This is a genomic window from Xanthobacter sp. BG11Y11_SDJG (assembly GCF_057364445.1).
In genome coordinates this window covers 1-12,189 of the sequence record NZ_JBNFNU010000100.1, presented here as the reverse complement: position 1 = coordinate 12,189, position 12,189 = coordinate 1, and the positions used below count along the sequence as shown (strand labels likewise).

15 protein-coding genes are annotated in these 12,189 nt (G+C 69.9%); 5 read left to right on the top strand and 10 right to left on the bottom strand.

Annotation, left to right across the window (positions count from 1 at the left end; genetic code table 11):
• Window positions 1–65 precede the first annotated feature (65 nt).
• A complete protein-coding gene (locus AC2W7M_RS10730) occupies window positions 66–281 on the top strand; it encodes a hypothetical protein (protein WP_486132321.1) in 216 nt (71 codons plus the stop codon).
• Here AC2W7M_RS10730 and AC2W7M_RS10725 read toward each other — a convergent pair.
• The 10 genes from AC2W7M_RS10725 to AC2W7M_RS10680 all read right to left on the bottom strand — a co-directional run bounded on the left by AC2W7M_RS10725 (window position 206) and on the right by AC2W7M_RS10680 (window position 9,258).
• Window positions 206–1,351, bottom strand: coding sequence for an acyl-CoA dehydrogenase family protein (locus tag AC2W7M_RS10725; RefSeq protein ID WP_486132317.1), 1,146 nt, complete (start codon window positions 1,349–1,351; stop codon window positions 206–208). The genes AC2W7M_RS10730 and AC2W7M_RS10725 overlap by 76 nt on opposite strands.
• A 7-nt stretch (window positions 1,352–1,358) precedes the next feature.
• Window positions 1,359–2,912 (bottom strand): class I adenylate-forming enzyme family protein, encoded by a 1,554-nt coding sequence (locus tag AC2W7M_RS10720; protein ID WP_486132315.1) that lies wholly within the window; start codon window positions 2,910–2,912, stop codon window positions 1,359–1,361.
• Between the two features lie 4 nt (window positions 2,913–2,916).
• Window positions 2,917–3,378: a Zn-ribbon domain-containing OB-fold protein gene (locus AC2W7M_RS10715; protein WP_486132313.1), complete on the bottom strand. Its 462-nt coding sequence runs from the start codon at window positions 3,376–3,378 to the stop codon at window positions 2,917–2,919.
• A 3-nt stretch (window positions 3,379–3,381) separates the two neighbouring features.
• A complete protein-coding gene (locus AC2W7M_RS10710; protein WP_486132311.1) occupies window positions 3,382–4,548 on the bottom strand; it encodes a thiolase family protein in 1,167 nt (388 codons plus the stop codon).
• 8 nt (window positions 4,549–4,556) lie between these two features.
• Window positions 4,557–5,351: an enoyl-CoA hydratase/isomerase family protein gene (locus AC2W7M_RS10705; protein WP_486132309.1), complete on the bottom strand. Its 795-nt coding sequence runs from the start codon at window positions 5,349–5,351 to the stop codon at window positions 4,557–4,559.
• 190 nt (window positions 5,352–5,541) lie between these two features.
• The gene (locus AC2W7M_RS10700) at window positions 5,542–6,225 is read right to left on the bottom strand and encodes an ABC transporter ATP-binding protein (protein ID WP_486132307.1); all 684 of its coding nucleotides are present in this window, start codon (window positions 6,223–6,225) and stop codon (window positions 5,542–5,544) included.
• Window positions 6,226–6,239: 14 nt separating this feature from the next.
• A complete protein-coding gene (locus AC2W7M_RS10695) occupies window positions 6,240–7,052 on the bottom strand; it encodes an ABC transporter permease (RefSeq protein ID WP_486132305.1) in 813 nt (270 codons plus the stop codon).
• Window positions 7,049–8,146 carry an ABC transporter substrate-binding protein gene (locus tag AC2W7M_RS10690; RefSeq protein WP_486132303.1) on the bottom strand — a complete coding sequence of 366 codons (1,098 nt, stop codon included), beginning with the start codon at window positions 8,144–8,146 and terminating at the stop codon, window positions 7,049–7,051. Before AC2W7M_RS10690 ends, AC2W7M_RS10695 begins: the two co-directional genes overlap by 4 nt.
• Before the next feature lie 213 nt (window positions 8,147–8,359).
• Window positions 8,360–8,959, bottom strand: coding sequence for a substrate binding domain-containing protein (locus AC2W7M_RS10685; RefSeq protein ID WP_486132301.1), 600 nt, complete (start codon window positions 8,957–8,959; stop codon window positions 8,360–8,362).
• A complete protein-coding gene (locus tag AC2W7M_RS10680) occupies window positions 8,902–9,258 on the bottom strand; it encodes a helix-turn-helix domain-containing protein (protein WP_486132299.1) in 357 nt (118 codons plus the stop codon). Before AC2W7M_RS10680 ends, AC2W7M_RS10685 begins: the two co-directional genes overlap by 58 nt.
• 318 nt (window positions 9,259–9,576) lie before the next feature.
• Between AC2W7M_RS10680 and AC2W7M_RS10675 the strand changes: the two genes are divergently transcribed.
• The 4 genes from AC2W7M_RS10675 to AC2W7M_RS10660 all read left to right on the top strand — a co-directional run.
• Window positions 9,577–10,821, top strand: a complete 1,245-nt coding sequence (locus AC2W7M_RS10675) for a hypothetical protein (RefSeq protein ID WP_486132297.1) — start codon at window positions 9,577–9,579, stop codon at window positions 10,819–10,821.
• A 23-nt stretch (window positions 10,822–10,844) separates the two neighbouring features.
• Complete coding sequence (locus AC2W7M_RS10670; RefSeq protein WP_486132295.1) at window positions 10,845–11,069, top strand: hypothetical protein; 225 nt, start codon at window positions 10,845–10,847, stop codon at window positions 11,067–11,069.
• Window positions 11,039–11,662 (top strand): DUF4011 domain-containing protein, encoded by a 624-nt coding sequence (locus tag AC2W7M_RS10665; protein ID WP_486132319.1) that lies wholly within the window; start codon window positions 11,039–11,041, stop codon window positions 11,660–11,662. The genes AC2W7M_RS10670 and AC2W7M_RS10665 overlap by 31 nt, the downstream gene beginning before the upstream one ends.
• Window positions 11,650–12,189: hypothetical protein (locus AC2W7M_RS10660; RefSeq protein WP_486132293.1), on the top strand; the 540-nt coding region annotated here is incomplete at its 3' end. The genes AC2W7M_RS10665 and AC2W7M_RS10660, both read left to right, overlap by 13 nt.

Sequence of the window (12,189 nt, the reverse complement as noted above, 5' to 3'; positions counted from 1 at the left end):
GTGCGCCTGCCGCGCGCCGTCCTCGGCGCCCTGGTGGGCGCGGCACGGCGGTGGCCGGCGCACTCATGCAGGGCGTATTCCGCAACGCGCTCGCCGACCCCGGCCTTGTGGGCATCGCGCCGGGCGCGGGCGCGGGCGACGCCGCCTTCGCCATCGAGCAGGTCGGCGGCCGCCGCCGCCAGCATCGCTTCGGTTTCCGACGGCATCAGCGCGCCTCCCTTCTGAGGCCCAGAACGCGGTCGGCCAGGATCGAGCGCTGGATTTCGTTGGAGCCGCCATAGATGGAGAGGCGGCGGGCCTGGAGGAACATCTCGCTCACGTCCACCAGCGGCTCGCCGATGCGCACGGGATCGCGCACCGCCATCAGCGGGCCAGCAAGCTCCTGGGCGATGTCGAGCACCGTTTGCGTGGTCTCGGTGGAGAGGATCTTGAGGTAGGAGCTTTCGGCCCCCGGATCCTCGCCCGCCGCGAAGCGCTCGGCGGTATTGAGGAAGGCGGCGGTCAGCATTTCCACCGCCAGCTCCGCCTCGGCGATGCGGTCGGCGAGCCCGGCATCCGCCAGCGACGCAAGGCGGCGCACCCGCTCCAGCGCGCGCAGCGCCTGGCCCGGCGCACCGAGCTGGATGCGCTCGCGGTCGAGCAGAGCCGTGGCGACGCGCCAGCCGTCGTCGACGGCGCCCACCACGTTCTCAAGCGGCACCCGCACCTCGTCGAAGAACACCTCGCAGAACTCGTCGTCATTGGCGATGTTGCGGATCGGCCGGCGGGTGATGCCGGGGGTCGCAAGGTCGATCAGCAGGAAGGTGATGCCCGCGCGCGGCTTGCCGGCGTTCGACGTGCGCACGAGCGCGAACATCCAGTGCGCGTGGTGGCCCCAGGTGGTCCAGATCTTGTGGCCGTTCACCACCAGATCGGCGCCGTCGCGGCGCGCCGCGGTGCGCAGCGCCGCAAGGTCCGAGCCGGCGCCCGGCTCGGAATAGCCCTGGCACCAGATCACGTCGCCCGAAAGGATGGGCGGCAGGTGGCGGGCCTGCTGCGCCGGGCTGCCGAAATGCATCAGCAGCGGGCCGATATGGTTGATGCCCTGGGTGGGGATGTCCGGGGCGCCGGCGCGGGCCATCTCCTCCAGCAGGATCACCTGCTGCACCGGGCTCGCCGCCATGCCGCCGAAAGCCTTCGGCCAGTGCGGCGCGATCCAGCCCCGGCGCGACAGCGCCCGGTACCAGGGCATGCAGTCCTGCGGCGGCGCGCGGAAGGTGAGGTCGCGCAGGCGGTCGGGGATGGCGGCGGCGAGGAAGGCCCTCACCTCGGCGCGGAATGCCGCTTCGGTGTCGCTCTCGGGGCGCAGCATGGCGGCCTCAGGACGCGGCCTTGGCGGCGGCGGTGCCGCAGCGCTCCACCGCCTGCCGGCGCAGCTCGGTCTTCAGCACCTTGCCGAGGGCATTGCGCGGCAGCTGGTCCACGAACAGCACGTGCTTCGGCTTCTTGTAGCCGGCGATGAGCGTGCGGCAGTGGGCGATGAGCGCCTCCTCGCTGGCGTCGGCGCCGGGCCGCGGTTCCACGAACGCCACCACCGCCTCGCCAAAGATGGCGTCCGGAATGCCTACCACTGCGGCGTCGGCGACCGAGGGGTGGGCGATCAGCGTCTGCTCCACCTCCTTGGTGTAGATGTTGAAGCCGCCGGACAGCACCATGTCCTTCTTGCGGTCGACGATGTAGAGGAAGCCGTCGGCATCGCGCCGCGCCATGTCGCCGGTATGCACCCAGCCGTCGCGGATGGTTTCGGCCGTCTCCTTGGGGCGGCGGAAATAGCCGCGCAAGGTGAGGAATTGGCCCGGCGCACCGGTGCGCACGGCGATCTCGCCCACCTCGCCGTCCGGCACATGGGCGCCCTCGGCGTCCACCAGCTTCACCTCGACGCCCGGCGTCGGCCGACCCACCGAGGCTGGGTGGGTGAACTGCTCCTCGTGGTCGAGGCCGGTGATGGCGCCCGCTTCCGTCATGGCGAAGAAGGAGAACAGGCGCACATGGGGCAATAGGCCGATGAGCTGCTGCTTCAGCTCCACCGGGAACGCTTCGCCGGTGACGACGATGCGCCTGAGGCTCGCGCACTTTTGCGGGGCAGTGGCGATGGCCGGCAGCATCATGCGGCAGATGGTGGGGACCATGCCGGCGACGGAGACCTTCTCGCGGGCGATGATGTCGAGGGTCGCTGCGGGGTCGAACTTCTCCATCACCACCAGCGTGCCGCCCACCGTGAGCGCGTTGGCGAGCCGGGCGAAGCCGGTGCGGTGGGCGAGCGGGGTGGAAACCAGGAACACGTCGTCCGCGGTCAGCCCCCATTCGAGCCCGTTCACGAAATGATGGTTGGTGATGATGTTGGCGTGGGTCAGCAGCGCGCCCTTGGGGCGGCCGGTGGTGCCGGAGGTGTACATGATCATGGCGTCGAGCCATTCTACCGGCACTTCGGGCCGCAGCATCACCGGCTCGGCGCGCCAGTCGTCCAGCCGCTCGTCCCCCCCGGTGGCAGCGCCCGCCGAGAGGAAGATCGCCCCTTCCGCGGCCTGGCGCACCAGATCGAGCCCGGTTCCGGCGCCGTCGTACGCCACCAAACGCGGCTCGGCGTCGGCGGCGATATAGGCCACCTCGGTATCGGTCAGGCGGGTGGTCGCCGGCACCACGATGGCGCCGAGCGACAAAGCCGCGAAGGTCAGTTCGACGAAGGCCGTGCCGTTGGAGAGATAGAGCAGCACGCGGTCTCCCGGCCGCACCCCGCGCGCGCTCATGGCGCCGGCGAGCGCGGCGATGCGGGCCTGGAGCTGGCCGTAGCTCAGCCGCTCGCCGCCGCAGATGACGGCCGGATGGTCTGGCCGCCTGAGGGCGTGGGCTTCGATGAAGACCTCGAGCCGCATGGCATCACCTCGCGCTGTCGGCGAGACGGAATGCCGGGTAGGGGGTGCCGTCGTCGAAATGGTCGAAGGCGAGCGTCACCCTCTTGCCGATCGCCATCTCCTCCGGCGCGCAGCCGAGGATGTTGGCGATCAGGCGCACGCCCTCGTCCAGCTCCACGGTGGCGACCGGCAGCGGCAGGCGCCCCTCGACGCCGGGCCCGGGAATGCGCACCGTGGTGCAGGCATAGATGGTGCCGTTGCCGGACACTTCGCGCCATTCCAGCGTCCTCTTGCCGGTGAACACGCTCACCGGGCGGGGATAATGCTGGAAGCGCCTGGCCTCGGTGCAATACTGCATCATCAGCTTGCCCTCCCGCGCCCCGTCCCAGAACGGCTGGGTGTCCACATAGACGTTGGGCTTGGGGGCCGGCCGCGCGGCTTTCGCGCTCTCGGGCTTCGCGGCGGCAGCAGTCTTTGCCTCGCTCATGGGTCAGGCCTCCAGGATCATGGCGGCGCTGGTGCCCCAGTTCCGCGCGTAGGGAATGACGCCGATGCCGGTGACCAGCGCGTTCTTCGGCTCGCGCACCTGCCGTGCGCCGCCTTCGCCGAACATCTGGCGCACGGCCTCGGCGAGGTTGAGCCCGCCCGAGGCGAGGCCCGGCTGGCCGGCGGAGATCTGTCCGCCGCCGGTATTGGTGGGCAGTCCGCCTTCATGGGAAAGGTCAGTGCCGAGGATGAAGTCGGAGCCCTCGCCGCGCTTGCAGAAGCCGAACTGCTCCAGCTGCATCAGCACGGCGATGGTGAAGTCGTCATAGGGCTGGAACATACGGATGTCCTTCGGCGTGAGCCCGGTCTTGCCGAACACCGTGCCGGAGATCTTCGCAAAGCCGCTCTCGGTCACGTCCGCGAGCATGTCCGAGCCGTTGTAATTGGTCACCTCGGCGAAGGCGGTGGGGTAGACCATCTTCTGTAGCCCCATCTCCCGCGCCGTCTTCTCGGAGGTGACGAGGAAGGCGTTGGCGCCGTCGCAGAACATGACGCAGTCGAGCAGGCGCAGCGGGTCCGACACCACGCGGGAGGCGTAGTAGTCCTCCATGGTCAGCGGCTTCTTGAACTTGGAATAGGCGTTGTCGTTCATCAGCGCCTGGGCGCGCTGGGTGACGGCGATCTTGCCCAGCGCCTCGTCCTTCAGCCCGTACTGGTGGATGTAGCGCGAGATCAGCAGGCCGAACGAGGCCGGCGGCCCCTGCACCCCCGGCGGGTCTTGGAACTCGCTGCGGTAGGCGCCGTAATTGGCGCGCCAGGAGGTGGACGGGGCATCGGCGGAGAGCACCACCGCCACCTCGCAGGCGCCGTCGCGGATGGCGGCGGCGGCGCGGGCGACGCCACCGGTGGCGGAGCAGCCGCCGATGGCGCCGAAGTTCAGCCAGGTCGGCGTGAGGCCGAGCGCCTCGGTCATGTAGACCGCGTAGAACGGGTTCGGCGCCTCGCTCAGCGGCGCGGTGACGGAGAGGCCGTCGATGCGGTTCTTGTCCACGCCCGTGGCGGTGAGCAGGTCGCTGAGCGCCTCGCCGGCGAGGTCATAGGCGCTGCGGCCGCTCTTGAAGTCGATGCGGGTTTCCGAATACCCGGCGATGACGATGTCGCGTTTGCTCATGGTGGGTCTCATTCGCCTTGGAAGTTGGGGGCGCGCTTCTCGCGGAAGGCGGCGAGCCCCTCGTTCCGGTCCCGCGAGAAGTAGAGGTAGAAGGAGAGGTCGGCCTCGGTGGCGAAGCCCTCGGCGAGCGGCATGTCGGCGCCGCGGTCGATGGCGGCCTTGGAGAACATCACCGAGAGCGGCGCGTTGGCGGCGATGGCGGCCGCCACTTCGTGCGCCTTGGCGAGCGCCGCGCCCGCCTCGGTGACGTAGGTGACGAGGCGCAGGCGCTCGGCCTCGGCGGCATCGATGCGCCGGCCGGTCCAGATCAGGTCCTTGGCGAGCTGGGGGCCGATGAGGCGCGGCAGCGTCTGGGTGCCGCCGCCGCCGGGCATCAAACCGAGCTTGCATTCGGGCAGGCCGAATTTCGCCTTGCCGCCCGCCACCACGATGTCGGCGGTCAGCGCCAGTTCCAGGCCGCCGCCGAGCGCGAAGCCCTCCACCGCCACGATCACCGGCTTGGTGAAGGCAGCTACCTCCTGGAACAGCCGGTTCACCTTCCGCGCGCGCTTCCTGAACCGGTAGAACTCGAAATACTCGTTCTCCTTGATCTGGAACTCGCTGGTGTCGATGCCGGTGCAGAACGCCTTCTCGCTGCCGGCGAGCACCACGGCGCGCACCTTTCGGTCGAACTCCGCCTCGGCGAGCACCTCGAGGATCTCGGAGGCCGTCTGCTCGCGCAGCGAATTCAGCTTCTCCGGTCGGTTGATGGTGATCTCGACGGTCGCGTCCCGGCGGGCGACCAGAATATCTTCGTGGGACATGGGCTTACTCCGAATGAACAAGGCTCGCCTTCCGCGCTCCGGCCAGCCGGCGCGCGGGTCGAAGGAGGGATGCGAAGGCGTGGGGATCACCCCGGGGCGGGCGGGTGCTCCTCCTCGCCCAGCGCAGCGGCGATCTCGTCGTGAAGCCGGGCGCGCAAGGGCTCGTCGCGGCGCTCGCGATCGGTGAGCGTCAGCTCCAGCTGGATGCGCGCGGCGCGCCGAGCACCAGCACCCGGTCCGCCATGTCGAGCGCGTCCTCGATGCGGTGGGTAACCAGAAGGCAGGTCTTGCTGAACTCCCGCGCGATGCGGTGGAAGTCCGCGCGCAGCGCCCGCGAGGTGACGTGGTCGAGCTGGCTGAAGCTCTCGTCCAGCAGGACGATCTCCGGGTCCACCGCGAGCGCGCGGGCGAGCGAGACGCGCTGGCGCATGCCGCCGGACAGCTCGTGGGCATATTTGTCTGCGGCATCGCCGAGCTTCACCCGCTCGAGCCACGCCATGGCGGTGGCGCGCGCCTCCTCCTTGGACTTGCCGAGGATGAGGAGGCCCAGCTCCACATTCTCCACGGCCGTGCGCCAGGGCAGGAGGCGGTCGGTCTGGAAGCTCACCGCGAGCTTGCCGCGCAGACCGACGAAATTGGCGTTGGGATCGAGCCCGGCGACGCGCACCGTGCCGCTGTCCGGCGTCAGGGTGCCGAGCACGAGGTTCAGCACCGTGCTCTTGCCGGCGCCGGTGCGCCCGAGCAGAGCGACGATCTCGCCGTGGGCGACGTCGATGGAGAGGTCGTCCACCACGCTCTTGCCGCCGAAGGCCTTGTAGACCCGGTGGAGCCGCACGGAGGGCGGAGGGGCGGCCTGGGCCGCACTCTTGATCATGGCGATGTCCTGGATCATCGGACGTTCACCTCCGGGCGCCACTTGAGCGCCACCTTCTCGATGGCGGAGATGGCGACCTGCAGCACGATGTTCAGCGCCACCAGGAAGAAGGTCCAGGCGAACACCTGGTCGATGCGGAAGGTCGACTGGGCGAGGTTCATGCGCGAGCCGATACCGGCGGCGGAGGCCACCAGCTCGGCGAACACCACCATGCGGATGGCGTAGCCGATCACCGACTTCGTGGTGAGGAACACATACGGCACGATGTGCGGGATGATGAGGTAGCGCATGACGTGCCAGCGCGACGGCCGGAAGCTCTCGATCATGTCGATCAGCTCCTTGGGCAAAGCGCGGATGCCGTCATAGATGTTGAGCGCGTAGAACGGGATGATGATGACGCACAGGATGAAGAAGATGCGGACTTCCGGATCCTTGAACCAGAACACCGCGATCAGCATCCAGGACAGCGCGGGGATGCCGGTGTCGATCACCACCAGCGAGCGCAGATAGGGCCGCAGCTTCGGCTTCATGCCCATGACGAGGCCGAGCATCAGCCCGAGCAGCATGGACGCCGCAACCGCCGCCGTGAGGCGGGCCAATGTGATGAAGACGTGGCTCGTGTCGGAGAAGAAGATTTCCCGCGCCGCGGCCAGCACCGTGCCGGGCGAGGGCATCACATAGTCCGGCACGAAGCGGCTGAGCACCTCCATGAGGATGACGAGGCTCGTCACCACCACGACGGTGGCGATGGTCTCGCGTCGGCGCTCCGTCATGGGCGCCCGCGGCGGCGCGATGGCGCGGGGCATGCTGGGGTGGGTGGAGGTCAAGGCGCGTCCTCGCTCGTGGTGGCCTCGGCCGGCTCGGCCGGCCGCTCTCGGTTTTGGGGAGAGCGGCGGCGCCCGCCGCCCCCCTTCCGGCGCCTCAGCCCCTTGAAGAAGAAGGCGTCGTCCACCGGCTTCTGCAGCAGGCCGTTGCGGGCGAGGAACTCGCTCGCCTTGACGATCTCGGACCGGCCCTGCGCGCTCGCCATGGAACGGAACTGGAAGCGCAGCCGCCGCGAGGTGATGGCCTCGGCGAGCACCTCGGGCGGGAAGCCGGAATTCTGGCCGGCGATCGCCACCGCCTCTTTGGGCGCGGCATTGATGCGCTGGAGGCACTCCTCGAACATGGCGCGCACGCGCTGCGCCATGTCCGGATTCTTCTCCGCCAGCTCGCGCCGCACCGCGACGCCGAAATAGGGCAGGTCGAGCGACGTCGCCTTGCGGTAGGCCTCGCCGGCGTTGAACAGCGGCCTGAGCTTGCTGTCGCGCAGGAGGGCGGCGGTGACGTTGGGCTCCCACGAGAGGCCGGCCTCGGCCCGGTTGGCCATCACCAGCGTCATGGCGGCGGCCGGGTTGTCGACGCCCTGGATGGTCACGTCCTTGCCCAGCTCGATGCCGTTCAGTTCCTTGATGAGCGCCGCCACCATCCGGAAGGTGCCGGTGGACTGGGCGGCCGCCAGCGTCTTGCCCTTGAGGCCCGCCACGTCCTTCAGCGCCGGGTCGCCGGTGACGATGTAGATCATGTCCGCGGTGGTGATGGAGCACAGCATCTCGATCGGCACGCCCGCCTGCTGGCGCGAGGCGAAGGTGTCCCAGCTGCCGATGCAGACGTCGTAATTGCCGGCGGCGAAGTCGTTGTAATAGGTGGAGACCGCCGTGTACTGCGTGGGCGCGGCGAGCGGCACGCCGTGCTTCTCGGCCAGCTTCTGGGCGATGATGTACTGCACCACGAGGATGGTGAATCCGGGCGCCAGCGAGGCCCAGCGCACCGGCGCCGCGGCCTGCGCGAAGGCCGGCGTCGAAAGACCGATGGTGCCGCCCGCGAGCGAGGCTCCAAGGGATGCTTCGAGAAACGTGCGGCGTGAGAGATGTGCGACCACCTTGCCCTCCCAGGCATGGCGCGTCCGTCACCCCACGCTGCCCGTCGGGACCGGTGGAGTCGGCGCGCTCGTTGTGCGTTTCCATCGAGCGACCGGACGTGCCGCCGGTCTTCTCAGTTCAGGATGCTAGGGGGAGGGGCCGGGGCAATCCAGCGCATAAGCGTGCCGGTATCGTTCCAGAATTGGAACGATAGGCGCGGGCGAGGGAAGCCCCTACGCCTCCTCGCCGAGGCTCTCGGCGATGAAGTCCAGGAACACCCGCACCATGCGCGGCGTGCGCCGGCGGCCGAGGAAGGTGGCGGAGACCTCCAGCGCCGGGCTCTCCCAGTCGGCCAGAAGCGGCACCAGCCGGCCCGCCTTCACGTCGTTGCGGCACATGATGTTGGGCAGGATGCCGATGCCGACGCCCTTGATGATGAGTTCGCGAGCGACGCCGATATTGTTGACGGTGACGTGGCCTTCCACCGCCACGGCGCGGTCTCCGTTGCGGCTCTGGAACGTCCACACGCCCTCGCTGCGCTGGTGGTCGGTGACGATGCAGTTGTGGCTGGCGAATTCCTCGATGGCGGCCGGCTCGCCGCGCCGGCGCACATAGTCCGGGCTCGCATAGACGCCGCGTGTGATGCGTGCGAGGCGGCGCACCGGCACCTGCGAGTTCTTGATGCGGCCGAGATGGATGGCGACGTCGCAGCGGTCCTCGTTCACGTCCACCCAGCGCCCGCTCACCTCGATGTCGAGATGGATGTCGGGATATTTCATGGCGAACGCGCCGATGGCGCGGCTGAGCCAGGAGATGCCGAAGTCGATGGGCATGGAGACGTGCAGCTTGCCGCGCAGTTCGGTCTGGAGGCTGTGCGCGAACAGGCCAGCATCCTCGATCTCGGAGGAGATGCGCTCGCAATGGTGGGCGAGGGCGCGCCGGCGTCGGTGACGGTGATCTTGCGGTTGCCGCGCTTGAGCAGGTGCACCCCCATCTGGTCCTCCAGATGGGCGATCTTCCGGCTCAGCGTCGACTTCGGCAGATCGAGCTTCTGCGCCGCCTTGGTGAGGCTGCCCGCATTGGCCACCTCGTAGAACAGCAGCATGGCGTTGAGGTCGATCTTCATGGCCATGGCGCGGCCCTCGGGGATGAAACGTCTCGCCTGCGGTGGTGCCAGAATTCCTGGCGTGCCGCCAGCGGGGCCGGCGAGCCCCTCGCTTAGGCCGGGCCTTTGGGCCGCCCGCGCATGCCGCTCGGGGTCAAGGTGGCGGCGCTGGCGATGGCCGCATCGGGCATCGGCCCCTGAGACTGAGGCGCCGCGGTGCGCAGGCCGGTCCGGCGGCCGTCGGCGCATCGATCGACCGGCGGGCAGACCCCCGACTGCCGCCTCCCAGGGTTGCTAGGGCAAATCCTACCAGTCTATCTTAGGGTTAGGACTTGGGGGGCGCCCGTGGCAGACCAGGGTAACGACGCGGCGGCGCTGAACCTTTCGGCGGGAGCCTCGCCGGCGGGCGCGGTGGCGATCCTCGCCGAGGTGGCGCCCTGCTTCACCTACGCGTCCTACCAGAACGCCGTGCCGGTGCTGCGCGCGCTGGCGCTCGCCAACACCTCGGACGAGGCCCATGCCGGCCTGAGGCTGGAGCTGACGGCGACGCCGCCCTTCCTGCGGCCGAAGAGCTGGATCATCGACCGTCTCGCGCCCGGCGACCGGCAGACCGTGTTCGACCGGCTGGTGCATTTCGATCTTGATTACCTGCGCGGTCTTAACGAGGCCGAGCGGGGCGAGGTCGCCTTCGTGCTGCGCAAGGACAGCGCGGTGGTGGCCGAGGCACGCCTGCCGGTGCGCCTGCTGGCGCGGGACGAGTGGGGCGGCGTCGCCGACATGGCGCAATTGCTTGCCGCCTTCGTCATGCCCAACGATCCGGCGGTGGCGGCGCTGCTGCGCACCGCTTCCGACGCGCTGGAGCGCAACCGCATTCCCTCCGGCATGGACGGCTACCAGAGCGGCGACCCGCGCCGCGCGCGCCTGCTCGCCGCGGCCATCTACGCCGCCGGTGCGGCCTTGGGTCTGCATTATGCCGAGCCGCCGACGAGCTTCGAGGCGCGCGGCCAGAAGATCCGCCGGCCCTCGGTGGTGACGGCCTCCGGCTTCGCCACCTGCCTCGACAGCACGCTGCTGTTCGCGGCGGCGTTCGAGGCGGCGGGGCTGAACCCGGTGGTGCTGCTGTTCGAGGGCCATGCGGCGGTCGGGGTCTGGCTCTCGCCGCGCACGCTGCCGCTCGCCGTCATGGCGGACCCCATGGAGGTGCGCAAGGCGATCGCCGCCGGCGAGATGATGGTGTTCGAGACCACCGGCGTCACGCGCAAGCCGGTGCTCGCCATCGACCGGGCGCAGGAGGCGGTGGCGGCGCGCCTCGCCGAGGACCGCGAGCGCGAGTTCCGCGCCGCCATCGACGTGAAGCGCCTGCGCGACGGCGGCATCACGCCCCTGCCGAGCCATGAGGAGCGGGCCAAGGAGCCGGAGACGGCCGGGGAGGGGGCGCCGGCCGACCCGATCATCATCCTGCCGCCGCCCGGTCCCGAGCCGGCGCCGCGCCGCCGCCTTCAGCGGAAGACAGGCCCACCACGCCCGAGGGCCGCATCGCCCGCTGGCAGAAGAAGCTGCTCGACCTCACCCTCTCGAACCGCCTGCTGAACTTCAAGGATACGCGCCGCACCGTGCCGTTCCTGTGCACCGACGCGGCGTACCTGGAGAACCGGCTCGCCGCCGGCGCCACCATCCGCATCATCTCGCTGCCCGAGCAGAACCCGCTCGGCGAGCGCGACCCCGGCACCTTCCGCGACATGCGCGGGCACGACATCCATCTCGGCTTCGCCTCGGAAGCGCTGGCGCGCGACGAACTGCCCTCGCCCTGGCTCCGGCCCAGCTCGAGGCGCGGCTGATCGATCTCTATCGCGCCGCCAAGAACGACCTTTCGGAGGGCGGCACCAACACGCTGTTCCTGGCGGTGGGCTTCCTGCGCTGGCGGCGCGGCGGCAAGGACCATCGCGCGCCGCTCCTGCTGGTGCCGGTGAAGCTCGAGCGGGTCGGCGCCTCCGCGCGCTTCAACCTGCGCTTCCACGAGGACGAGCCGCGCTTCAACGCGACGCTGCTCAAGTTCCTGGAGAGCGAGTTCTCCCTCTCCCTGCCGCAGCTCGAGGAGCCGCTGCCCGAGGACGGCACGGGGGTGGACGTCGCCGCTTTGATCGAAAAGGTGCGCACCGCCGTGCGCGAGGTGCCCGGCCTGGAGGTGGTGGGCGACACCGCGCTCTCCACCTTCTCCTTCGCCAAGTATCTGATGTGGAAGGACCTCGTGGAGCGGGCCGAGAAGCTGCGCGAGAACCGGCTGGTGCGCCACCTGATCGACACGCCGGATGCACCCTTTCCGGTCTCCGACGCCCCGGCCCCCGAGCCCGCCGACCTCGACCGCGCCTTCGCGCCGCGCGAGGTGGTGTGCTTCTGCCGGCGGATTCCTCGCAGGCCGTGGCGAGCGTGATGGCCGCCGCGGGGCACGACATGGTGATCGTCGGGCCGCCCGGCACCGGCAAGAGCCAGACCATCGCCAACATGATCGCCCACTGCCTGGCGGTGGGAAAGAGCGTGCTGTTCGTGGCCGAGAAGGCGGCAGCGCTGAACGTGGTGCACCGGCGCCTCAAGGAGCACGGCCTCGGCCCTCATTGCCTGGAACTGCACTCCAGCAAGACCGACCGCCGCCATTTCCTCGGCCAGCTCCGGGCGGCGTGGGAGGAGGGCGGCGCGGCGGACGACCGCGACTGGATCGTCGGCAACGGCAAGCTGCAGCGCCGCCGGGATGAACTCAACACCTATGTGGAGGCGCTGCACGCGCGCCACGGCAACGGCCTCTCGGCCTATGCGGCGCTGGGCACCGTGCTGCGCGGGGTCGACCGCGACGTGCCCGCCATCTCTCCTTCCGGCCGCCGACGCCCACGACGCCGAAGCGCGCCAGGCGCTGGAGGATCTGGCCGAGGAGGCGGGCCGCACCTTTGCCGCCGTCGGCACGCG